The sequence below is a fragment of the Cellulosimicrobium funkei genome, assembly GCF_004519295.1.
GTDB lineage: Bacteria > Actinomycetota > Actinomycetes > Actinomycetales > Cellulomonadaceae > Cellulosimicrobium > Cellulosimicrobium funkei.
Genome location: NZ_SOZH01000011.1, coordinates 107,443 through 129,278, shown reverse-complemented (window position 1 = coordinate 129,278; position 21,836 = coordinate 107,443). Strand labels below are relative to the sequence as shown.

General features: G+C 74.9%; 18 protein-coding genes, 1 tRNA gene and 1 other RNA gene. 15 read left to right on the top strand and 5 right to left on the bottom strand.

Going from position 1 to position 21,836, the window contains the following annotated elements; translation table 11 throughout:
• Positions 1-227 precede the first annotated feature (227 nt).
• From E1O70_RS19990 to E1O70_RS17740, 8 genes are all read left to right on the top strand, one after another.
• The gene (locus tag E1O70_RS19990; protein ID WP_163188684.1) at positions 228-365 is read left to right on the top strand and encodes a hypothetical protein; all 138 of its coding nucleotides are present in this window, start codon (positions 228-230) and stop codon (positions 363-365) included.
• Entirely contained in the window at positions 362-451 is a 90-nt protein-coding gene (locus tag E1O70_RS17770) for a potassium-transporting ATPase subunit F (RefSeq protein WP_061268977.1), read from the top strand. Before E1O70_RS19990 ends, E1O70_RS17770 begins: the two co-directional genes overlap by 4 nt.
• Positions 451-2,124, top strand: a complete 1,674-nt coding sequence (gene kdpA, locus E1O70_RS17765) for a potassium-transporting ATPase subunit KdpA (protein WP_061268976.1) — start codon at positions 451-453, stop codon at positions 2,122-2,124. The genes E1O70_RS17770 and kdpA overlap by 1 nt, the downstream gene beginning before the upstream one ends.
• A 3-nt stretch (positions 2,125-2,127) precedes the next feature.
• A complete protein-coding gene (gene kdpB, locus E1O70_RS17760) occupies positions 2,128-4,281 on the top strand; it encodes a potassium-transporting ATPase subunit KdpB (protein ID WP_061268975.1) in 2,154 nt (717 codons plus the stop codon).
• 25 nt (positions 4,282-4,306) lie between these two features.
• On the top strand, positions 4,307-4,921 hold the full coding sequence (gene kdpC / locus E1O70_RS17755) for a potassium-transporting ATPase subunit KdpC (protein ID WP_061268974.1): 615 nt from the start codon (positions 4,307-4,309) through the stop codon (positions 4,919-4,921).
• Positions 4,922-4,923: 2 nt separating this feature from the next.
• Positions 4,924-7,437, top strand: coding sequence for a sensor histidine kinase (locus E1O70_RS17750; protein ID WP_061268973.1), 2,514 nt, complete (start codon positions 4,924-4,926; stop codon positions 7,435-7,437).
• Entirely contained in the window at positions 7,434-8,144 is a 711-nt protein-coding gene (locus tag E1O70_RS17745) for a response regulator (protein ID WP_061268972.1), read from the top strand. The genes E1O70_RS17750 and E1O70_RS17745 overlap by 4 nt, the downstream gene beginning before the upstream one ends.
• Before the next feature lie 132 nt (positions 8,145-8,276).
• Positions 8,277-8,771 carry a hypothetical protein gene (locus E1O70_RS17740; protein ID WP_061268971.1) on the top strand — a complete coding sequence of 165 codons (495 nt, stop codon included), beginning with the start codon at positions 8,277-8,279 and terminating at the stop codon, positions 8,769-8,771.
• 28 nt (positions 8,772-8,799) lie between these two features.
• On the opposite strand, the gene E1O70_RS17735 is transcribed toward E1O70_RS17740, so the two are convergent.
• The 5 genes from E1O70_RS17735 to E1O70_RS17715 form a co-directional block, all read right to left on the bottom strand.
• Positions 8,800-9,627, bottom strand: coding sequence for a hypothetical protein (locus E1O70_RS17735; RefSeq protein WP_061268970.1), 828 nt, complete (start codon positions 9,625-9,627; stop codon positions 8,800-8,802).
• Positions 9,628-9,691: 64 nt separating this feature from the next.
• Positions 9,692-11,356: an ABC transporter permease gene (locus E1O70_RS17730; RefSeq protein WP_128957732.1), complete on the bottom strand. Its 1,665-nt coding sequence runs from the start codon at positions 11,354-11,356 to the stop codon at positions 9,692-9,694.
• On the bottom strand, positions 11,353-12,288 hold the full coding sequence (locus E1O70_RS17725) for an ABC transporter ATP-binding protein (RefSeq protein WP_061268969.1): 936 nt from the start codon (positions 12,286-12,288) through the stop codon (positions 11,353-11,355). Before E1O70_RS17725 ends, E1O70_RS17730 begins: the two co-directional genes overlap by 4 nt.
• Positions 12,285-12,986, bottom strand: a complete 702-nt coding sequence (locus E1O70_RS17720) for a TetR/AcrR family transcriptional regulator (protein ID WP_061268968.1) — start codon at positions 12,984-12,986, stop codon at positions 12,285-12,287. The genes E1O70_RS17725 and E1O70_RS17720 overlap by 4 nt, the downstream gene beginning before the upstream one ends.
• Before the next feature lie 291 nt (positions 12,987-13,277).
• Positions 13,278-13,363, bottom strand: a tRNA-Ser gene (locus E1O70_RS17715).
• Positions 13,364-13,529: 166 nt separating this feature from the next.
• On the opposite strand from E1O70_RS17715, the gene ffs reads away from it, so the two are divergent.
• From ffs to E1O70_RS17680, 7 genes are all read left to right on the top strand, one after another.
• Positions 13,530-13,626, top strand: an RNA gene (gene ffs / locus E1O70_RS17710) — signal recognition particle sRNA small type.
• A 474-nt stretch (positions 13,627-14,100) separates the two neighbouring features.
• Complete coding sequence (locus E1O70_RS17705) at positions 14,101-15,003, top strand: MetQ/NlpA family ABC transporter substrate-binding protein (protein ID WP_061268967.1); 903 nt, start codon at positions 14,101-14,103, stop codon at positions 15,001-15,003.
• A 171-nt stretch (positions 15,004-15,174) separates the two neighbouring features.
• Entirely contained in the window at positions 15,175-16,383 is a 1,209-nt protein-coding gene (locus tag E1O70_RS17700) for a methionine ABC transporter ATP-binding protein (RefSeq protein WP_082774752.1), read from the top strand.
• Positions 16,383-17,045: a methionine ABC transporter permease gene (locus E1O70_RS17695; protein ID WP_021483094.1), complete on the top strand. Its 663-nt coding sequence runs from the start codon at positions 16,383-16,385 to the stop codon at positions 17,043-17,045. Before E1O70_RS17700 ends, E1O70_RS17695 begins: the two co-directional genes overlap by 1 nt.
• A gap of 78 nt (positions 17,046-17,123) precedes the next feature.
• Positions 17,124-20,291, top strand: a complete 3,168-nt coding sequence (locus E1O70_RS17690; RefSeq protein WP_128957733.1) for a DNA polymerase III subunit gamma and tau — start codon at positions 17,124-17,126, stop codon at positions 20,289-20,291.
• Between the two features lie 43 nt (positions 20,292-20,334).
• Positions 20,335-20,931 (top strand): RNA polymerase sigma factor, encoded by a 597-nt coding sequence (locus tag E1O70_RS17685; protein ID WP_082774519.1) that lies wholly within the window; start codon positions 20,335-20,337, stop codon positions 20,929-20,931.
• Entirely contained in the window at positions 20,928-21,794 is an 867-nt protein-coding gene (locus E1O70_RS17680) for a hypothetical protein (RefSeq protein WP_061268028.1), read from the top strand. Before E1O70_RS17685 ends, E1O70_RS17680 begins: the two co-directional genes overlap by 4 nt.
• The last annotated feature ends 42 nt before the right edge of the window (positions 21,795-21,836 follow it).

Here is a 21,836-nt window from a genome sequence, read left to right as displayed (position 1 = left end):
GGGACATCCTAGGTGCCCGACGGCGCGCACCGCCCCCGATGGCGGGGCGTCGGTCACGCACTCGTCACGAACTCCCCACGGGAACCGACGGGCTCGTCCGCGACCGCCCGGACCGACGGCCGACCGTCAGGAGATCGTTAGCGTCGCGCCCCGGCCCGTATGGGTCCCGTGAGGACGGGCTCCGCCGTCCCGGAGCGGGTGTTCGATCGTCGTCGGCGCCCCGTCCGGTGGGTGCCCGGCCGCCCGACAGGGGGCCGTCGGTCTCGACCTGGGGACGTCTCGTGCTCGACATCGTCTACGTGCTCGGCGTGATCGCCGTGTTCGTGCTGGTCGCCGGAATCGGGAAGGCGGTGGAGAAGCTGTGATCGTGCTCGAGCTCCTCGCCGCGGCTCTCGGTGCGGCGGCGATCGTGTATCTCGTGGTGGCGCTCGTGAGACCGGAGCGCTTCTGATGACCTGGATCTTCGCGCTCCTCGCGCTCGGGACCGTCGCCCTGGTCCTCGCGGCGCTCTACCGCCCGCTGGGCGACCACATGGCGCGGGTCTACTCCTCGCCGAAGGACTGGCGGGTGGAGCGGGGCCTGTACCGCGTCCTGGGCGTCGACCCCCGCTCCGAGCAGACGTGGCCCGCCTACCTGCGCAGCATCCTCGCGTTCTCGGCCGTGGGCCTCGTGCTGCTCTACCTGCTCCAGCGCACGCAGCAGTGGCTGCCGTACTCGCTCGGGCTGCCCGCGCCCTCGGAGCACCTCGCCTTCAACACGGCCGCGTCGTTCGTGGGCAACACGAACTGGCAGTCGTACTCGCCGGAGCAGACGCTCGGCTACACCGTGCAGCTCGCCGGGCTCGCGGTGCAGAACTTCGTGTCCGCGGCGGTCGGCATGGCGGTCGCCGTCGCGCTCGTGCGGGGCTTCGCGTACCGCCGGGTCGGCACGATCGGCAACTTCTGGGTGGACCTCGTGCGCGGGTGCCTGCGCATCCTGCTCCCGATCTCCCTCGTCGGCGCGGTCGTGCTGCTGGTCGGCGGCGTCGTGCAGAACTTCGACGGCTTCACGCAGGTCACGACCCTCGCGGGCGGCACCCAGAGCGTGCCGGGCGGGCCGGTGGCCTCGCAGGAGGTCATCAAGCTGCTCGGCACGAACGGCGGCGGGTTCTTCAACGTGAACTCGGCGCACCCGTTCGAGAACCCGTCGGCGTGGACGAACGTCGTCGAGGTCCTGCTCATGCTCGTCATCCCGTTCTCCCTGCCGCGCACGTTCGGCCGGATGGTCGGCGACGACCGCCAGGGCTACGCGATCCTCGCGACGATGGGCGTGCTCTTCGTGGCGTCGTTCGTCGCCCTGACCGCGCTGGAGTCCGCCGGGAACGGCACCGCGCCGCAGCTCGCCGGGGGCGCGATGGAGGGCAAGGAGGCGCGGTTCGGGGTCATCGGCTCGACCCTCTTCGCCACGACGAGCACCACGACGTCGACCGGCGCGGTCAACTCCATGCACGACTCCTACACGGCGCTGGGCGGGATGCTCCCGCTGCTCAACATGATGCTCGGCGAGGTCGCCCCGGGCGGCGTCGGCTCCGGGCTGTACGGGATGCTCGTGCTCGCCGTCATCGCGGTCTTCATCGCGGGCCTGCTGGTCGGTCGCACGCCGGAGTACCTGGGGAAGAAGATCGGGCCGCGCGAGATCAAGCTCGCGAGCCTCTACATCCTCGTGACGCCGACGCTCGTGCTCGTCGGCACGGCCCTGAGCTTCGCGATCCCGCCCGTGCGCGAGAGCGTCGAGACGGTGTCGATCTGGAACCCCGGCGTGCACGGCACGACCGAGGTGCTGTACGCCTTCACGTCCGCGGCCAACAACAACGGGTCGGCGTTCGCGGGTCTCACCGCGAACACCCCGTGGCTCAACACCGCGCTCGGGGTCGCGATCCTGCTCGGCCGGTTCGTGCCGATCGCCCTCGTCCTCGCGCTCGCGGGCTCGCTCGCGCAGCAGGACAAGGTGCCCGCGACCGTCGGCACGCTGCCGACCCACCGCCCCCAGTTCGTGGGGCTCCTGACCGGCGTGGTGGTCCTCCTCACCGCGCTCACGTACTTCCCCGTTCTCGCGCTGGGTCCCCTGGCTGAAGGGCTGCTGTAACCCATGTCCACGCTCACCCACCCGTCCCCGCGCACCGTGCACCAGCCGGCCGCGACCACCGGCGGCCTCTTCACCTGGTCGCAGGTGCGCCAGGCGCTGCCCGGCGCCTTCCGCAAGCTCGACCCGCGCCAGATGTGGCGCAACCCCGTGATGTTCCTCGTCTGGGTCGGGGCCGCGCTCACCACCCTGATCGCGGTCGTCGAGCCGTTCCTCGGCGGCCCGGAGGAGTCGGGCGGCACGCCCGTCCCCGGGTCCTTCACCGCGGTCATCGCCGTGTTCCTCTGGCTCACGGTCCTGTTCGCCAACCTCGCGGAGTCGGTCGCCGAGGGCCGCGGCAAGGCCCAGGCCGACTCGTTGCGCCGGACCCGCACCGCGACCGTCGCGCACCGGGTCGCCGCGTACGACGAGACGGGCGACCCCGGCGCCCTGCGCGCCCGCGCGGTCGAGGTGTCCTCGGCCGACCTGCGGCTGGGGGACGTCGTCGTCGTCGAGGCGGGGGAGCTGGTCCCCGGCGACGGCGAGATCGTGTGGGGCATCGCGTCGGTCGACGAGTCCGCGATCACGGGCGAGTCCGCGCCGGTGATCCGCGAGTCGGGCGGCGACCGGTCCGCCGTCACCGGCGGCACCCGGGTCCTGTCGGACCGCATCGTCGTGCGTGTCACCTCGATGCCGGGCGAGACGTTCGTCGACCGGATGATCGCGCTCGTCGAGGGCGCGAGCCGGCAGCGCACGCCGAACGAGATCGCGCTGAGCATCCTCCTCGCGTCGCTGTCGATCGTGTTCGTCGTGGTCGCCCTCACGCTCAACCCCGTCGCGTCGTACGCGGCGAGCCCGGTGAGCGTCGCGGTGCTGGTCGCGCTCCTCGTCTGCCTCATCCCGACGACGATCGGCGCGCTGCTCTCGGCGATCGGCATCGCGGGGATGGACCGCCTCGTGCAGCGCAACGTGCTCGCGATGTCCGGTCGCGCGGTCGAGGCGGCGGGCGACGTCACGACCCTCCTGCTCGACAAGACGGGCACCATCACCTACGGCAACCGGCAGGCCGCGCGGTTCGTCGCGCTGCGCGACGTCGACGAGCGCGAGCTCGTCCGGGCCGCCGCGCTGTCGTCCCTCGCGGACCCGACGCCGGAGGGCACGTCGATCGTCGAGCTCGCGCGCCGCGGGGGCCTCGACGTCGGGCCGACCGCGCCGGGCGAGATCGTGCCGTTCACGGCGCAGACCCGGATGTCGGGGCTCGACGAGCCGGACGGGACCCAGATCCGCAAGGGCGCCGGCTCCGCCGTGACGGCGTGGGTCGAGCAGGGCGGCGAGCGGGCGGCGTCGAGCGTGCTCGCGGAGCTCGACGACGTCGTGGAGGAGGTCGCGCAGTCGGGCGGCACGCCGCTCGTCGTCGCGGTGCGGACGCCGGACGGCGTGAGCCGCGTGCTCGGCGTCGTCCACCTCAAGGACGTCGTCAAGGAGGGCATCGCGGACCGCTTCGCCGAGCTGCGGTCTATGGGCATCCGCACGGTGATGATCACGGGCGACAACCCGCTCACCGCCGCCGCCATCGCGCAGGAGGCCGGCGTCGACGACTTCCTGGCCGAGGCCACGCCCGAGGACAAGCTCGCGCTCATCCGCGCCGAGCAGGAGGGCGGCAACCTCGTCGCGATGACGGGCGACGGCACGAACGACGCGCCCGCCCTGGCGCAGGCCGACGTGGGCGTCGCGATGAACTCCGGCACGTCGGCCGCGAAGGAGGCCGGCAACATGGTCGACCTCGACTCCGACCCGACGAAGCTCATCGACGTCGTGCGCATCGGCAAGCAGCTCCTCATCACGCGCGGGGCGCTCACCACGTTCTCGATCGCCAACGACGTCGCGAAGTACTTCGCGATCATCCCCGCGATGTTCATGGGCGTGTTCCCCGGCCTCGAGGTGCTCAACGTCATGGGCCTCAGCTCGCCGTCGTCGGCGGTGCTGTCGGCGATCGTCTTCAACGCGATCGTCATCGTGCTGCTCATCCCGCTCGCGCTGCGCGGCGTGCGGTACCGGCCCGCCGACGCCTCGACGATCCTCGGGCGCAACCTGCTCGTCTACGGCGTCGGCGGCCTCGTGGCCCCGTTCGTCGGCATCTGGCTCATCGACCTCGTCGTGCGCCTCCTCCCCGGCTACTGACCCGCACGACGACCAGGAGAACCCCATGAACACCACGGCACGCAGCACCGGGCGGGTCGTCTGGGTCGCGACCCGGGCGATGCTCGTCCTCACCCTCCTCCTCGGCGTCGGGTACACGCTCGTCGTCACGGGCGTCGGGCAGCTCGTCCTGCCCGCGCGCGCCGACGGCTCGCTCGTGCACGACGGCGCGGGCCGGGTCGTCGGGTCGGCCCTGCTCGGGCAGGCGTTCACCGACGCCGACGGCGACCCCCTGCCCGAGTACTTCCAGCCCCGGCCGTCGGCCGCGGGCGACGGGTACGACGCCGCGGCGTCGTCGGGCTCGAACCTCGGTCCCGAGAACGAGGACCTCGTCGCCGCGATCACGGAGCGGCGCGCCCAGGTCGCGGAGCTCGAGGGCATCGACCCGGCCGACGTCCCCGTGGACGCGCTCACGGCCTCGGGCTCCGGGCTCGACCCTCACATCAGCCCGGCCTACGCCGCCGTCCAGGTCGACCGCGTCGCGGCGGCGCGCGGTCTGACCACCGCGCAGGTCGAGGAGCTCGTCGCGCGGCACACTGGGGGGCGTGCGCTGGGGTACCTCGGCGAGCCGACGGTGAACGTGCTCGAGCTCAACGTCGACCTGGACCGGATCGGAGGCTGAGCATGGCGCGCGGACGGCTGCGGGTCCTCCTCGGGGCGGCGCCCGGCGTCGGGAAGACCTACGCCATGCTCGAGGAGGGCCGCCGTCTGCGCGACGAGGGCCGGGACGTCGTGGTCGCGGTCGTGGAGACCCACGGCCGCGCCGCGACGGCGGCCATGGCGGAGGGCCTCGAGGTGGTGCCGCGCGTCCGCGTGACCCACCGGGGCGTCGCGCTCACGGACCTCGACCTGGACGCCGTCCTCGCGCGGCGCCCGGACGTCGCGCTCGTCGACGAGCTCGCGCACACGAACGCGCCGGGCCTCGCCCACGAGAAGCGCTGGCAGGACGTCGACCGGCTGCTCGACGCCGGGATCGACGTCATCTCGACCGTCAACATCCAGCACATCGAGTCGCTCAACGACGTGGTCGAGAAGATCACGGGCGCCGTGCAGCGCGAGACGATCCCCGACGCCGTCCTGCGCGGCGCCGACCAGATCGAGGTCGTCGACCTCGCGCCCCAGGCGCTGCGCGACCGCCTCGCGGGCGGGTACGTGTACCCGGCCGAGCGCGTCGACGCGGCGCTGTCGAACTACTTCCGCCTCGGCAACCTCACCGCGCTGCGCGAGCTCGCGCTGCTCTGGCTCGCCGACGAGGTCGACGCGGCGCTCCAGCTCTACCGGACCGAGCACGGGATCGACAGCACCTGGGAGGCGCGGGAGCGCGTCGTCGTGACGCTCACGGGCGGCCCGGAGGGGGAGACGCTCGTGCGGCGCGGCGCCCGGATCGCCGCGCGGTCGGCGGGCGGCCAGCTCCTCGCGGTGCACGTCACGACGCAGGACGGCCTGCGCGACGCGGCCCCCGGCGCGCTCGCGCACCAGCGCGCGCTCGTCGAGCAGCTCGGCGGGACGTACCACCAGGTCGTGGGCGACGACGTCCCCACCGCGCTCGTCGAGTTCGCCAAGGGCGTCAACGCCACGCAGCTCGTCATCGGGGTCTCGCGCCGGGGCAGGCTCGCGTCGGCCCTCAGCGGCCCCGGCATCGGCGCGACGGTCACGCGCGAGGCGGGCAACATCGACGTCCACATCGTCAACCACGCCGCCGCCGGGGGAGGGGCACGCCTGCCCCGCTCGGGCGGCGCGCTCACCCTGCGGCGTCGCGTCGCGGGGTTCGTCCTCGCGCTCGTCGGCGGACCGCTGCTCACCTGGCTCCTCGTCACGGCGCGCGACGAGGACACGCTCGTGACCGACGTCCTGGCGTACCAGCTGCTCGTCGTCGTCGTCGCGCTCGTCGGGGGCGTCTGGCCCGCGGTCTACGCCGCGGTCCTGTCGGGCGTCACGCTCGACTACTTCTTCGTCGAGCCCCTGCACACGATCACCGTGGGCGAGCGGTTCCACCTCGTGGCCCTCGTCCTGTACGTCGTCATCGCCGTCCTCGTGAGCGTCGTCGTCGACCGCGCGGCGCGCACGACGCGCGCGGCCCGGCGGGCGGCCGCGGAGTCCGAGGTGCTCGCCACGGTCGCGGGCAGCGTCCTGCGCGGGCAGGACGCCGTGCAGGCCCTCGTGAGCCGGGCGCGCGAGGCGTTCGGCATGGTGGGGGCGCGGCTCGTCGTCTCCGGGACGGAGCTCGCGGCCGACGGCGACCCGGGGCCGGGCACGCCCAGCACCACGGTGCGCGTGGACGACCGGGCGGACCTCGAGCTGTTCGGGCCGGACCTCGCCGCGTCCGAGCGGCGCCTGCTCAACGTCATCGCGGTCCAGCTCGAGGCCGCGCTCGAGCACAGCGACCTCGCCGAGGTCGCGAGCGAGATGGACCAGCTCGCCGAGTCCGACCGCGTGCGCAGCGCGCTGCTGTCGGCGCTGAGCCACGACCTGCGTCGTCCGCTGAGCGCCGCGACCGCCGCCGTGAGCGGCCTGCGCTCGACGCGCGGCGCGCTCAGCCCTGCCGACCGGGACGAGCTGCTCGCGACCGCTGACGAGAGCCTCGGCGCGCTCGGCACGCTCATCACCGACCTGCTCGACGTCAGCCGGCTGGAGGCGGGCGTCCTCGGGGTGTCGCGCACCGAGGTCGAGCCGGCCGACGTCGTGCTGCCCGCGCTCGACGAGCTCGGTCTCGGGCCCGCCCAGGTGGAGCTCGACCTCGAGCTCGACGTCCCCGCGGTCGTCGCCGACCCGGTGCTGCTCCAGCGCGTGCTGGTCAACCTGCTCGCCAACGCGACGCGGCACTCGCCGCCGGACGAGCGCGTGCGGATCTCGACGAGCGCGTTCGGGGGGTCGGTCGAGATCCGCGTCGTCGACCACGGCCCGGGCATCCCGCCCGAGCGGCGCGAGGACGTGTTCGTGCCGTTCCAGCGCCTCGGCGACACCGACAACACGACCGGCCTCGGGCTCGGCCTCGCGCTGTCGAAGGGGTTCGTCGAGGGCATGGGCGGCACGCTCACCCCCGAGGACACCCCCGGCGGAGGGCTCACCATGGTCGTGGCCCTGCCCGCCGCGGGCCCGACGCCCCACCCCGACGCCCCGGAGACCAGCGCGCCATGAAGATCCTCATCGCCGACGACGACCCGCAGATCCTGCGCGCCCTGCGCATCACCCTCACCGCGCAGGGCTACGAGATCATCACGGCGACCTCGGGCTCGCAGGCGATCGCGCGTGCGATCGACCACCGCCCGGACGTCCTCATGCTCGACCTCGGCATGCCCGAGCTCGACGGCCTCGACGTGATCCACGCCGTCCGGGGCTGGTCGGACGCCCCGATCCTCGTGGTGTCCGGGCGCACGGGCGCCGCCGACAAGGTCGAGGCCCTCGACGCGGGCGCCGACGACTACGTCACGAAGCCGTTCTCCATCGAGGAGCTGCTCGCGCGCATCCGCGCGCTCACGCGCCGCGTCGCGCACGAGGACTCCGCCCCGGTCGTCGTGCTGGGCGACGTGACCGTCGACCTGTCGGCACACAGCGTCGTGCGCGTGCGCGACGGCCAGACCGAGCAGGTGCGGCTCACCCCGACGGAGTGGCAGGTGCTGGAGCGGCTCGTCCGCAACCCGGGCAAGCTCGTCACGCGGCAGACGCTGCTCACCGAGATCTGGGGCTCCCAGCACGTGAGCGACACGGGCTACCTGCGCCTGTACGTCGCACAGCTCCGCAAGAAGCTCGAGCCGGAGCCGGCGGCCCCGCGCTACCTGCTCACCGAGGCGGGCATGGGCTACCGCTTCGAGCCGGACCCGGGCTCCCCGACCGCGGCGTCCTGACGCCGGCCGGCGAGCAGCCTCCCCGCGGGCGGACGGCCCCGCGCGTCGGGAGGCCGTGAGGATCCGGGCGCGGGCCGTGTGCGTTCCGTCAGGCCCGGTTCCCGCCCCCGCCGCGCGCGGTAGACCGGAGTCATGACCCTCGTGCACACCGCGTTCTCCGCCCGGCTCGCCGCGCTGCGCGGCGCTCCCTCGTCGGCCTGGCCGGGCGGCACCGTCCTCGCTTCGCACGACGTGCTCGTCGACGGGACGAGCCTCGCCGCCTGCGCCCGGCTGCGCGCGACCCCGACCGTCCACGTGCCCGCGAGCGCCGACCCGGGCCGCGTCGGGCGGCTGTGGGAGGCGTCGCCGCGGTGCGTCGTGCTCGCCGGGGTGGAGGACGTCGTCCCGCGCCTCGGTGGCCACCACCGGCAGCTGTGGCTCGACGCCGACCTCGACGCGCGCGGCGCGGCGGTCGAGGAGGCCCGGCTCGTCGGCCGCGTCTCGGCGGCACCCCTGCGCCGCTTCACCGTGCACCCCGCCCCCGGTCGCGCCGGGGGCGTGGCGCGGCTCCCCGAGGACCTGCGGCGTGGTGACGTCGTCGCGGTCCCGTGCCCCGGCGTCGTGCAGGAGCGCGAGCTCCGGCGCTGAGCGGGAGCCGCGGGCCGTGAGGGGACCGCTACGGCGTCACGGGGCCCGCGGCGTCGTCGACGAGGCGCGCGAGCTCGCGCACGACCGCACCCGGCAGGGCCGGGGGGAACAGCAGCGCGCGCTGCCGCTCGCCCGCCCGCCAGCCGTCGCACGCGAGCGCCGCGAGCACGAGGGACGACGGCGCGCCCTCCTCCCGCCACGCGCGCAGCACGTCCGCGTGGACCGTGTGCTGGCCCTCGGGCACGTCGTCGCGCGCCACCCCGCCGAGGGCGTAGAGGCGCAGGAGCGCCGCCGCCTTGCGCGAGTCGTCGAGCGCCGCGACGGACGCCGCGACCGCGGCGCGCGACGGGTCGAGCCGCAGCGGCGAGAGGTCGTCGAACCCGGACTGCACGACCTCGATCGCGACGTCGTCGACCAGCGTCTCCGCGTCCCCGAACATCGACCGCAGGGTCGACTCGCTGCGGTCGCACCGCCGCGCGACCGCGGCGAAGGTGACGTTCTCGACCCCCTCCTCGAGCGCGACCCGCAGCACCGCGTCCACGAGCGGGCGCTCGTCGTCGCGGAACGGGTCCTCGTCGAGCTCGACGTCGCGGAACACGACGGCGCGCGCGGGCGGCCGGACGTCGGCGTACCGGGAGAGGTCGTCGACGAGCTCGTCCCACTCCGTCTCGGTGAACCGGTACGCGTCCTGGTACAGGCCCAGCCACGTGCCCTCGAGCGCGAGGGCCGCGACCCACGTGCGCGGCTCGCGGGCTCCGGCACCCTCGGTCGGCTCCCGCGTGGGGATCGCGTCGACCCACTCGTGCAGGGTGGCCCTGGCCGAGCGCGTCGCGTCGCTCCGGTCGGGCGTGGACATGACCGTCACCTCCGTGGTCGGAAAAGGTGGATCGAGCCTAGCCGGAGCCCACGACGGCCACGCGTCAGGGGCGCGGGACGTCGCGGCGGCGGAAGCCCGCGAGGCCCAGCGCGACGAGCACGACGGCGAGGAGCGTGAGCCACACGAAGGGCCACGGCTCGGCGTCGGCCCCGGGGAGCTGGGGCACGTGCCAGAAGGGCGAGAGCCCGCTCGCCCACGACGGCAGGTCGAGCAGGGCGCCGAACATCGTCACGACGAACGAGTAGGCGAGGAGCGCCCACGCGAGCGCCGCGAAGCCCGGGCGCGACCCGAACGCCGCCACCGCGACCCCCGCGACGACCGCGACCGCGGGCAGGTACGCGAACGACGCGGCGAGGTAGTCACCGAGGCCGAACGCGTCCTCCCCGACGCTCAGGGCGCCGAGCCACAGCCCGACGGCGCTCACGGCCAGCAGCACGCACGTCCCGACCAGCGTCACGACGAGCTGGCCCGCGAGCCACCGCACGCGCCCGACACCCGTCGCGAGCACCGGCTCGAGCCGCCCCGCGGTCTCCTCGCCCCGCGCGCGCTGGGCCGAGGCGACGGCGAACCCGCCCGCGCCGAGCCCGAGGAAGAGCGCCATGACGGCGACGAAGCCGGCCACGAGGTCGGACGCGTCGCCGATCATCTGGGCGACCTCGGGGTTGGCCGCGACCATGTCGCCCACCGAGTCGACGAACGTCCCGCACGCGAGCGCCGTGACGCCGATCCCGATCGCCCACGCGAGCACGGACGCGCGCTGCTGACGCCACGCCAGGGCGAGCGGGCTCGCGAGCCAGCGGGCGGCGTCGGGCCGGCCCGCGCGGGGCGGCACGAGCCCGGCGCCGAGGTCGCGCCGGGCGGCGAGCGCCGCGCCCAGGGCGAGGAGCAGCACCACGAGCGCGACGGACAGGCCGAGGGGCCACCAGCGCAGGTCGACGAACGCCCGGATCTGCTGCGCCCACCCGATGGGGGAGAGCCACGAGACCCAGCTCCCGTGCTCCTCCTGCACGTCGCCGACGGCGCGGAGCAGGAACGCGACGCCGAGCACGGCGAGCGCGAGCCCGCTCGCGCCGCGCGCGTGCTCGGTGACCTGGCTCGTCACGACGGCGACGGCGGCGAACACGAGGCCCGTGACCCCGACGGCGGCGCCGAGCGCGAGGGAGTCCACGGCGTCGAGCCCGGTCGCGACGAGCACGACGCCGGTCGCGAGCGCGATGGCCGCGTTCGCGACGACCGCCGCCACGAACGCCGCGGTCGCGGGCGCGTGCCGCCCCACGACGCCCGCCCGGACGAGCTCGGCCCGGCCGGTCTCCTCCTCGGCGCGCGTGTGCCGCACGACGAGGAAGATGCTCATGATCGCGACCGCGACCATGACGGTGAGCGCCATCTCGTTGGCGATCATCGCGCCGAGCGTGTAGTCCTCGATGCCGTACTGCGGCCCGGACAGCATGATCCCGGCCGGGCTCGAGACGAGCGCCGCGCGCGCCTGGCGGTCGGCGGCCGTCGGGTAGAGCGTGTCGAGGGCGACGGCCGCGTACCCGAAGAGGAGCGCGACGGACGCCGTCCACACGGGGATGCGGACCCGGTCGCGGCGCAGGACGAAGCGCAGCAGGGTGAGCCAGCCCGTCGCCGCGCGGCCCGGGCGGGGAGGCTCGGGAGCGACGGCGGCGCCTCGGCCGCGGGGCGGTGCCGCGGTGGGGGCGCTCACAGCGCACCGGCCCCGTCGAGCTGGGCGAGCTCGTCGCCGTAGTGGCGCAGGAACAGCTCCTCGAGCGACGGCGGGGTGACCGTGACGGACCGCAGCCCCAGTTCGGTGAGCGCGCGCAGCACGGGCTCCACGTGGTCGTTGTCGACGTCGAACCGCGCCCGCGTCCCGTCGGCGCCGGGCTCGACGAGGAGGTCGTGCACGCCGTCGAGCGCGTCGAGGGCGGCGGGGTCGCGGTCGGTCACCACGGTGACCGACGACCGCGTGAGGTGCCGCAGCTCGGCGAGCGTGCCGGACTGGACGGTGCGGCCGGCGCGGATGATCGTCACGGTGTCGCACAGCTTCTCGACCTCGGCGAGGATGTGGCTCGAGAGCAGCACCGACCGGCCCTCCGCCGTGACCTCGCGCACGCACTGCGTGAACACCGACTCCATGAGGGGGTCGAGGCCCGACGTCGGCTCGTCGAGCACGAGCAGCTCGACGTCGGACGCGAACGCCGCGACGAGCGCGACCTTCTGCCGGTTCCCCTTGGAGTAGGTGCGCGCCTTCTTCGACGGGTCGAGCTCGAACCGTTCGAGCAGGAGCTCCTTGCGGCGCGGGTCGACGCGCCCGCGCAGCCGGGTGAGCAGGTCGATCGCCTCGCCGCCGGTGAGGTTCGGCCACAGGCTCACGTCGCCCGGCACGTACGCGAGGCGGCGGTGCAGGTCGACGGCGTCGCGCCACGGGTCCCCGCCGAGCAGCCGGGTGGTCCCCGAGTCGGCGCGCAGCAGCCCGAGCAGCACCCGGATCGTGGTCGACTTGCCGGCGCCGTTGGGCCCGAGGAACCCGGCGACCTCGCCCGTGCGGACGGTCAGGTCGAGGCCGTCGAGCGCCTGCACGTGGCCGAACGCCTTGCGCAGGTCGTGCACCTCGACGGCGGGGGTCGTGCTCGTCATCGCGTCTCCTCCTGGTGGGTGGTGTGCCGGACGTACGCGTCGAGCAGCGTCGGCTCGACGAAGAGCCCCTCGGTGAAGACCTCGAGCGCGGGCAGCATCACGCGCTCGACGTACTCGCGGAGGTCGGTCTCGGGGTCGCGCGGCTCGGTCCGCTCGCGCAGCGCGCCGTCGACGAGGAGCGAGCCGAGGGAGAGCGAGACGAGGTACCGCGCGCGGGCGGGCTCGTCGCGGCTCGGGCGGATCACCCCGGCGGCGACGCCGTCCTCCATGTACTCGAGCGTGACCTGCGTGAGGTGCTCGACGAACGACCGCGCGAGGTCGCCGCCCGCCTGGAGGCTGCGCAGCGTGTACTCGAACACGGGCGCGTATTCCTCGATCCCGGCGAGCTGCGTGAACAGCGCCATGGGCCCGGCCGCCGGGTCCTGCGGCGAGATCGCGTCGGTCTTCGCGGCGCGGACGGCGTCGAACACGTACGCGTCGCAGGCCCGGCGCAGCCCGTCCTTGGAGCCGAAGTGGTGCACGACGAGCGCCGCGCTCACGCCCGCGTCCGCCGCGACGGTGCGCAGCGGCGCGCCGAACCCGTCGCGCGCGAACCGCGAGATCGCGGCGTCCCGGATGCGGGCACGGGTCGTGAGGTCGTCGGTGCCCGACGGCGCGGGCGTGGCCCGACCGGTCCGCGGAGGCTGCTCTGAACGCATGTTCAATAGACTAAACACGCGTTCAACGCCTGTCCAGGGGTCCAGGGGGCTCCCAGGGTGGGTGGATGTGGCGAAGATCCGGGACTCCGGGGCTCTCCACCCCTGCCGTTCCGGGCCGGACACCCGTAGGCTGGGGGGAGCCGTCGGCGGCACCGCCGGCGCCACGTCCCGGCGCGTCGGACCGTCGGGACGTCGAGAGGCCCGTCGCACCTGTGCGACGGGCCTTTTCGGTGTGCGCCCGCACCCCGACGACGAAGGGCCCGCCGCGAGTGCGGCGGGCCCTTCGGTCTGCGGAGGATGGGGGATTCGAACCCCCGAGGGCTGTTAACCCAACACGCTTTCCAAGCGTGCGCCATAGGCCACTAGGCGAATCCTCCTGGCGACGGTCGGCGACGCACGGATGCGCACCGACAGCAGCGCAACGAGGATACCGGACGGCGGCGCCCCGGCCGAATCGCCTCCGGAGAGCCTGCGATCAGGCGCGCGGCGGGGCGCGCGGTGGAGCGGGTTTCGAGCGCGGCACCGACCTGGGCTAGGGTGGGTGCAGACCCCTCGTGCGGCATCATCTCGCCGAACTCCCCCAGGGCCGGAAGGCAGCAAGGGTAGGTGAGCTCTGGTGGGTGTGCGAGGGGTCCTTTGCGTCCCCGGACCGCACGCCCCACCGTCCGAGTGTGCCGCCCGCCACCTCGCGGCATTCGCCGCTTTTCGCCCGGTTGAGGCGCCTCCGTTCCCGGCATGCGATCACTTTCCGGTCCACATCGTGGACTTTCGCGGTCGGAGATTGGCGTGCGGGCCGCCGTCGTGCCCATGATGTCGGCATGACCCGTCAGCACGTCGTGACCACGGCCCCGCGCGCAGCAGCCTGCGCCGGCTCGTCGTGCTGTCGCCGCGTGCGCACCGGGCGAATGTGCGGCTGCTGACGCCGTCGTGACCCGCAGGGAGACCTGCGCCGCACCCGCCGCGTCGTCCTCGACGACGACCGGCCCCCGCTCGCCGCGTGGCTGATGGCCCGCCGGAAGCACCCCGAACCCCACCGCCTCGCAGGGACCCCCTGCACTCCCGGCCGTGCCGGTCGCCACCCGTGACCGCGCCGCCGTCATCGGAAGGAACCCCCATGTCGTTCTCCACCACCCGCAAGCGCCTGACCTGGACCGCGATCGCCGCGACGGCCGCCCTGACCCTCACCGCGTGCGGTGGCGGCGACTCCTCGGGCGGCGCCTCCGGCGAGAGCGGTGACGGGGGTCCGATCCGCGTCGGCGTCGTCGGCGCGTCCGACGACAAGTGGGCCGTCTTCCAGGAGCAGGCCGAGGCCGAGGGCATCGACGTCGAGCTCGTCGACCTCCAGGACTACACGCAGGCCAACCCCGCGCTGTCCCAGGGCGAGCTCGACGTGAACCAGTTCCAGCACCTGCAGTTCCTCGCGGGCTACAACGTGGACGCGAACGACGACCTCCAGCCCATCGGCGCGACCGCCGTCTACCCGCTCGGCCTGTACTCGACGAAGCACACGTCGCTCGAGCAGATCCCCGACGGCGGCCAGGTCGCCGTGCCCAACGACCCGACGAACCTCGCCCGCGCGCTCCTCGTGCTGCAGGAGGCCGGCCTCGTCGAGCTCAAGGACGGCGGGAGCTCCATCTCCACCGAGGCCGACGTGCTGCCCAGCTCGAAGGTGACCGTCACGCCCGTCGACGCCGCGCAGACCCCGATCCAGCTCCAGTCGGTCGACGCGTCGATCATCAACAACGACTTCGTCGAGGACGCGGGCCTCTCGCCCGACGAGGCCCTGTTCCAGGACGACCCCGACTCCGACGCCGCGAAGCCCTACATCAACGTGTGGGTCGCGCGCGCCGAGGACAAGGACGACGAGACGCTGCTCAAGCTCGCCGAGCTCTCGCACTCGCCGGAGGTCGTCGAGGCCGAGAAGAAGGCGTCGGGCGGCACCGCAGTCATCAAGGAGAACTCCCCGGCGGAGCTCCAGGAGATCCTCGCGGGCATCGAGGACGACATCCGCGGCTGACCCCGGCACGTCCCGGGCGACGGGAGGGCGGGCGTGCACGACGCGCCCGCCCTCGCGCGCCGTCGTGCCGGGGAGAGACGATGGCAGGCGGACGGCTCGCCCGACGGCGGGCGCCCGACCGCGCCAGGCGGCCCGGCCCTGCGGCCCGGCCTCCGACGAGAGGATTCCGACGTGACCGACGTCCCCCGCGACCCGGGTGGTGACGAGCAGCCCGCGATCGAGCTGCGCCACGTGAGCAAGACCTTCGGCGAGGGCGACGGTGCCGTGCACGCGGTCGACGACGTCTCGCTGTCCATCCGCCGTGGCGAGATCTTCGGCGTCATCGGCTACTCCGGCGCCGGGAAGTCGACGCTCGTGCGGCTCGTCAACGCGCTGGAGACGGTGACGAGCGGCGAGGTCGTCGTCGACGGGCAGGTCATCACGGGCCTGTCCGAGCGCCGCGTGCGCGAGGTGCGCTCGCGCATCGGGATGGTGTTCCAGCAGTTCAACCTGCTGTCGTCGCGCACCGTCGCCGGGAACGTGGCCTACCCGCTCAAGGTGGCGGGCTGGTCGCGCGAGAAGCGGGCAGCGCGCGTCGCGGAGCTCCTCGCGTTCGTCGGGCTCGCGGACAAGGCGAAGGCGTACCCGCGCCAGCTCTCGGGCGGGCAGAAGCAGCGCGTCGGGATCGCCCGCGCGCTCGCGGCGCAGCCCACGATCCTCCTCGCCGACGAGGCGACCTCCGCGCTCGACCCCGAGACGACGCGCGAGGTCCTCGCGCTCCTGCGGCGCGTCAACGCCGAGCTCGGCATCACCATCGTCGTCATCACGCACGAGATGGAGGTCGTGCGCTCGACGTGCCACCGCGTCGCCGTGATGGAGCACGGGCGGGTCGTCGAGACGGGCGACGTGTACGACGTCTTCTCCGCGCCCCGCGCCGACGCCGCGCAGCGGTTCGTCGGCACCGCGCTGCACGACCGGCCGTCGCGCGAGACGCTCGCCCGCCTGCGCGAGCGCCACCCGGGCCGGCTCGTGACGGTCGGCGTGCGCGAGGGCGCGAGCACCGGGACGGACCTGTTCCGCCTGCTGCGCGAGCACGACGTCGACGGGTCCGTCGTCTACGGCGGCATCTCCGAGGTGGGGGAGCGGCCGTTCGGGTCGCTCACCGTCGAGCTCGACGCGCCCGAGGACCGCATCGCGCCGTTCCTCCTCGCGCTGGGCGAGCGCGCCGACGTCGTCGACCTCGGGACGGCGGAGCACCCGCTCGACGACCCGCGCGTCGCGCGCCTCGCCGCGGCTCCGGCCGACGAGGACGCCCCCGACCCGACCGACGACGACCCGGGCGACCCGTACGGCCTCGCCCGCGACACCCTCTTCCGCCACGGCAACCTCGGAGGCCGCTGATGAACCGCGACTGGTCCCAGCTGTGGCCGATCCTCGTCGAGTCGTTCGGCCAGACGCTCCAGATGGTGTCCGTCGCCCTGCTCACGGGCGGCGTCGCGGGCCTCGCGCTCGGCATCGCGCTCTACGTGACGCGACGCGGCAACCTGCTCGCCAACCGCTGGGTGTTCGGCGTGCTCAACGTGCTCGTCAACATCGTGCGGCCGATCCCGTTCATCATCTTCGTCACGCTGCTCGGGCCGGTGACGCTCCAGGTGGTCGGGACGACGCTCGGCACGGAGGCGTTCATCTTCCCGCTGTCGGTGATGACGGCGTTCGGCACGAGCCGCATCGTCGAGCAGAACCTCGTGGGCATCGACCCGGGCGTGATCGAGGCGGCGCGCGCCATGGGCGCGTCGTCGTGGCGCATCATCACGACGGTGCTCGTGCCCGAGGCGCTCGCGCCGCTCATCCTCGGCTACACGTTCCTCTTCATCGCGGTGCTCGACATGTCGGCGATCGCCGGGATCATCGGCGGCGGCGGGCTGGGGAACTTCGCGATCGTCTACGGCTACCAGCGCTACAACTGGGGGGTCGTGGTCGTGACGGTGCTCGTCATCATCGCGATCGTGCAGGTCGCGCAGCTGCTGGGCAACTGGCTCGCGCGCAAGGCGCTGCACCGCTGACGCGGCCGGGCCGGGACCGGCGGGACCGACGGCGGAGCGACCTCGTGCGTGTGGGTCGCGACGTCTAGAGTGACCGGGGTGAGCACCGCCCTGTACCGCCGCTACCGGCCCGAGACCTTCGCCGAGGTGATCGGTCAGGACCACGTGACCGCACCGCTCATGCAGGCGTTGCGCAGCGGTCGGGTGAACCACGCCTACCTGTTCTCCGGGCCCCGAGGGTGCGGCAAGACGACGAGCGCGCGCATCCTCGCGCGCACGCTCAACTGCGAGCGCAACACCCCCGAGAGCCCGCTCGACACGCCGTGCGGGCAGTGCCCGTCGTGCGTCGAGCTCGCGCGCGGCGGCCCGGGCAGCCTCGACGTGGTCGAGATCGACGCGGCGTCGCACAACGGCGTGGACGACGCGCGCGAGCTGCGCGAGCGCGCGGCGTTCGCTCCCGCGCGCGACCGGTACAAGATCTTCATCCTCGACGAGGCGCACATGGTGACGCCGCAGGGCTTCAACGCCCTGCTCAAGCTCGTCGAGGAGCCGCCGGAGCACGTGAAGTTCGTGTTCGCGACGACGGAGCCGGACAAGGTCATCGGCACCATCCGCTCGCGCACGCACCACTACCCCTTCCGCCTCGTCCCGCCGGACGTGCTCGGCCCCTACCTCGAGGAGCTGTGCGCGGCCGAGGGCGTGTCGATCGGCAGCGGCGTGGTCCCGCTCGTCACGCGCGCGGGCGGCGGCTCGGTCCGTGACTCGCTGTCCGTCATGGACCAGCTCATGGCGGGTGCCGAGGACGGCGCCGTCGAGTACGAGCGCGCGGTCGCGCTCCTCGGCTTCACGCACGCGACCCTGCTCGACGACGTCGTGGACGCGCTCGCCGCGCGCGACGGCGCGAGCATCTTCCGGGTCGTGGACCACGTCATCGCGACGGGGCACGAGCCGCGGCGCTTCGTCGAGGACGTGCTCGAGCGCCTGCGCGACCTCATCGTCATCGCGGTGTCGGGCGACGAGGCGCAGGCCGTCCTGCGCGACCAGCCCGCCGACCAGCTCGAGCGCATGCGCACGCAGGCGCAGCACCTCGGGGTGGCCGAGCTGTCCCGGGCCGCCGACCTCGTCAACGCCGCGCTCACCGAGATGACGGGCGCGACGTCGCCCCGCCTGCACCTCGAGCTCCTCATGGCCCGCCTGCTCCTGCCCGGAGCGGACGACGGCGCGGCCGGGTTCGCGGCGCGCCTCGACCGGCTCGAGCGCGGAGGCCTGGGCAACGTCGTGGTCCCCCCGGCCGCGGGGACGCCCGCCCCGGGCGACGCCGCCGCGGCCACCGCGACGGCCCCGGCTGCTGCTCCGGCCGGCGCGCCCTCCTCGGGCCTCACCGGTGCCGCTGCCGTCCGCGCGGCGCTCCGGCCCGCGCGACCGGGCCAGCCCGCCGCGGCACCGGCGAGCGCGCCGGCCCCGCAGGACCCGACGCCGGTCGGGCGCGTCGCGGCTCCCGCTGCGCCGGAGCAGGACCGGCCGTCCGGCGACGCCTCCGCGTCGCCTGCCGCCGCGTCGCCCGATTCCGCATCACCCGCTGCCGCGTCGCGCGCGGCCGACGGTGCGGGGTCGTCGGCGGTCGACAGCGCCGGGTCGGCCGTCGGGTCGTCCGCTCCCACGCACTCGTCCGCGCCGCGCGAGGAGACCGCGCCTGCCGAGGCGTCCGCCCCCGAGCGGACCGGTCCCGTGTCGGGTGCGGCGAGCGCCCCGCCGCGCACCGCGCCCGACGCGGCGTCCGGCGCCGGGGCCGGCACGACGTCCGTCGCGGAGTCCGAGGCCCCGGACGACGGCGCCCGCGAGACCGCTGCCTCTGCTGCCTCGGCGGATGCTCCCTCCCACGCCCCCGAGGCACGGCACCCCGAGGCATCGCGCCCGGAGGCGTCACGCGAGGAGGCGCCGCGCGAGGAGACCCCGCGGCCGTCGACGCCGCGCGAGGCGGCTCCCCGGCAGGAGGCGGCTGCGTCGTCTGCTCCGGCGGCGGGTGGCGCGAGCCCTGCCCTGACGACGGAGGAGCTGCGCCGGCGCTGGCCGGAGGTCCTCGAGAACCTGCGTGCGAGCCCCGTGACGTGGTCGCTGGTGAGCGCCAACGCGCAGGTCGCGGAGCTCGGCGCCGACGTGCTCTACCTCGCCTTCCCCTCGCCCGGGCTGGCCCGGACGTTCTCGTCGTCCCGGCACACGAGCGCGGTCCAGGACGTCGTCTACCAGACGCTCGGGCTCCAGGTCCGCGTCGAGCCGCGCCTCGACGAGGGTGGTCAGGCGGGCGGCGGCTCGGCGCCGTCGTCCGGCCCTGCGCCGGTAGCGCCCGCGCCGTCCGGCGGCTCCGCGCCGTCGGGCCCCGCGTCGCCCGTCGCCACGTCGTCCGGCCCGGCGGCGAGCGCCCCGACGGCAGCGGCTCCTGCCGTGCCCGGCCCCGCGGGGTCCGCCTCGGCGAGCGTCGGGGCTGCCGCCCTCCACGGACCGGGCGGCTCGCAGGCAGGGACGCCGGTCGCGACCGTCGCGGCGCCGAGCGCGCCCGGCGCCGCCCGCTCCGCGAGCACCTCCCGCCCGGCGGACGAGGCCGCGGAGGCGCACGAGGCCCCGCGCGCCGCCGTCGCGCTCCAGGAGCGACCGAGCACCGAGACCGCACCCGCCCCGCCGCGGGCAAGCTCGACCGTGGTGGACGCCGCCGACGAGGCCTGGCTCGCCGGGGCGTCGGTCCCGGCGTCCGCACCGGCGCCCGCACCGCGCGTGGACAGCGCGGACGAGGCGTGGCTCGCGGGGCTGCCCGCGGAGCCGCCCGTCGACCTCGACGACGGCCCCGAGCCGGAGCCCGTGCTCGAACCTGCCCCGCCGACCACCCCGGCCTCCACGCAGGCCCCCGCCCGCACCGCGCCGTCCGCCGCCACCGCGCCGACGGCGCCCGGACGGCCGTCCGCGGCGTCGCCCGCGGCCTCGTCGCAAGGGGCGCCCGCCCGCGCGGCGGCCCCCGCCGCACCGGCGTCCGCAGGCACGTCGGCCGCACCGTTGCGCGGCGTCTCCGCCGCTCGCGCGGCGATCGCGGCGGCCCGCGTCCCGCGGCCCGCCGAGGAACCCGCCCGGCGGGGCGAACCGTCCACGGCCGACCCCATGGACGACCTCCCGTCCGCCGACGACCCCGACATCGTCTCGACGGGCCTCGTCGGGACGGCGCTCGTGGTGAGCCTGCTCGACGGCAAGATCATCGAGGAGATCCAGGACCAGGGCTGACGCCCCTCGAAACAGCGGGCCGGCTGCCGGACACGTACGAGGTATGAGCCCACCTCCCGTGGCGGACCGTGAGGAACGGTTCCGCGACCTCTACCGAGACACGTACGCCGACGTGCTGCGCTTCGTGCGGCGACGCACCGACGACGACCACGCCGAGGACGTCGTCCACGAGGCGTTCGTCGTCGCGTGGCGGCGGATGCGCGACCTCCCACCGACCCGGGACGCGCAACGGGCGTGGCTGTTCGGGGTCGCGCGCGGCTGCCTCCTCAACGACCGGCGGGCGAGCACGCGACGCGGTGCGCTCGGTGTCCGGCTCGCCGCGCAGCCCGAGCCGATGCTCCCGGCCCCCGACGAGCAGACCGCCGCGCGCTCCGACCTCGCCGCGGCGTGGCGCCGGCTCACCCCGGAGCAGCAGGAGGTGCTGTCGCTGCTCCTCTGGGAGGACCTGCCGTCCGCTGACGCCGGACGCGTCATCGGCATCTCGGCGGTCGCCTACCGGCTCCGCCTGCACCGCGCTCGCACGGCGCTCCGCCGGCTGCTCGCCCTCGACGAGGGAACCGGCGCGGACGGCGAGGACCACCGGCCCGCCGCCCTCCCGACCCCATCCCTCGACGTCACCGCCCAGGAGGCGCTCCGATGACGCACGACGACCTGACCATGCTCCGCGGGCTCGATCACGCCCCCGCGTCCGACCTCTCCGCCGCCGAGGCCACGCGAGCGGCGCAGGGCCTCGACCGCATCCTCGCCGGCGAGGAGCCGGGCACGACGGGCGCGCTCGCCGTCGGGCACCTCGCCGTGCAGGCCCGGCGCCGCGCGGCCCGCCGGATCGGCATCCCGGTGGCCGTGACCGCCGCCGCGGCGGCGGCGTTCGCGCTCCCGTTCGTCGGTCCGGCACCGCACGCGCTCGCGTCGTGGACGCCCGAGCCGGACGCCCTCTCCTCGCAGGACCTCGCCGTGCTCGACGCGGCGTGCCAGGCGCGGCTGGGCTCCGAGCGGGCGGTGACCGTCGACGACGTGGTGCTCGCGGAGCGTCGCGGCTCGTGGGCGGCCGTGATGTACCTCCACGACGACGCGCAGGGGCAGACGCTGCAGTCGTCGTGCGTCGGCTACCTGCCCCCGGGCGCGGACGAGGCGGAGGACGTCTCCGCCGGGTCCGCGGGCGGTGGCGACCTCGTCCCCTCCGCCCGGGGCGTCGCGGAGGGCGCGATGTTCCAGTCGGGCGGCAAGGCCTACCCGTGGAGCCGCGAGCGTCCCGTCCTGTCGATGACGGGTGGCCGTGCCGGCGCCGACGTCGTGGCGCTCACGCTCCGGCTCGCGGACGGGACCGCCGTCGAGACGACGCTCGAGGACGGCCGCTTCGTGGCCTGGTGGCCCGGGCCGATCTTCGACCCGGAGACGGTGGACGGTCCCGACGGCGAGGGCGGCCCGCTACCGACCCTCGCTTACGAGGCGACGTACACGGACGGCACCACGCGGACCGTGACGCCCGAGCTCCCGGACTGACCCCGGTGCCCGGGCACGGACCCGGCCTGTCCGCGACGGCGG

Coding starts and splice junctions, on each gene's coding strand:
- kdpA (WP_061268976.1), top strand. CDS start 451: ATGACCTGGATCTTCGCGCTCCTCGCGCTCGGGACCGTCGCCCTGGTC.
- kdpB (WP_061268975.1), top strand. CDS start 2,128: ATGTCCACGCTCACCCACCCGTCCCCGCGCACCGTGCACCAGCCGGCC.
- kdpC (WP_061268974.1), top strand. CDS start 4,307: ATGAACACCACGGCACGCAGCACCGGGCGGGTCGTCTGGGTCGCGACC.
- E1O70_RS17750 (WP_061268973.1), top strand. CDS start 4,924: ATGGCGCGCGGACGGCTGCGGGTCCTCCTCGGGGCGGCGCCCGGCGTC.
- E1O70_RS17745 (WP_061268972.1), top strand. CDS start 7,434: ATGAAGATCCTCATCGCCGACGACGACCCGCAGATCCTGCGCGCCCTG.
- E1O70_RS17740 (WP_061268971.1), top strand. CDS start 8,277: ATGACCCTCGTGCACACCGCGTTCTCCGCCCGGCTCGCCGCGCTGCGC.
- E1O70_RS17735 (WP_061268970.1), bottom strand. CDS start 9,627: ATGTCCACGCCCGACCGGAGCGACGCGACGCGCTCGGCCAGGGCCACC.
- E1O70_RS17725 (WP_061268969.1), bottom strand. CDS start 12,288: ATGACGAGCACGACCCCCGCCGTCGAGGTGCACGACCTGCGCAAGGCG.
- E1O70_RS17720 (WP_061268968.1), bottom strand. CDS start 12,986: ATGCGTTCAGAGCAGCCTCCGCGGACCGGTCGGGCCACGCCCGCGCCG.
- E1O70_RS17705 (WP_061268967.1), top strand. CDS start 14,101: ATGTCGTTCTCCACCACCCGCAAGCGCCTGACCTGGACCGCGATCGCC.
- E1O70_RS17695 (WP_021483094.1), top strand. CDS start 16,383: ATGAACCGCGACTGGTCCCAGCTGTGGCCGATCCTCGTCGAGTCGTTC.
- E1O70_RS17685 (WP_082774519.1), top strand. CDS start 20,335: ATGAGCCCACCTCCCGTGGCGGACCGTGAGGAACGGTTCCGCGACCTC.
- E1O70_RS17680 (WP_061268028.1), top strand. CDS start 20,928: ATGACGCACGACGACCTGACCATGCTCCGCGGGCTCGATCACGCCCCC.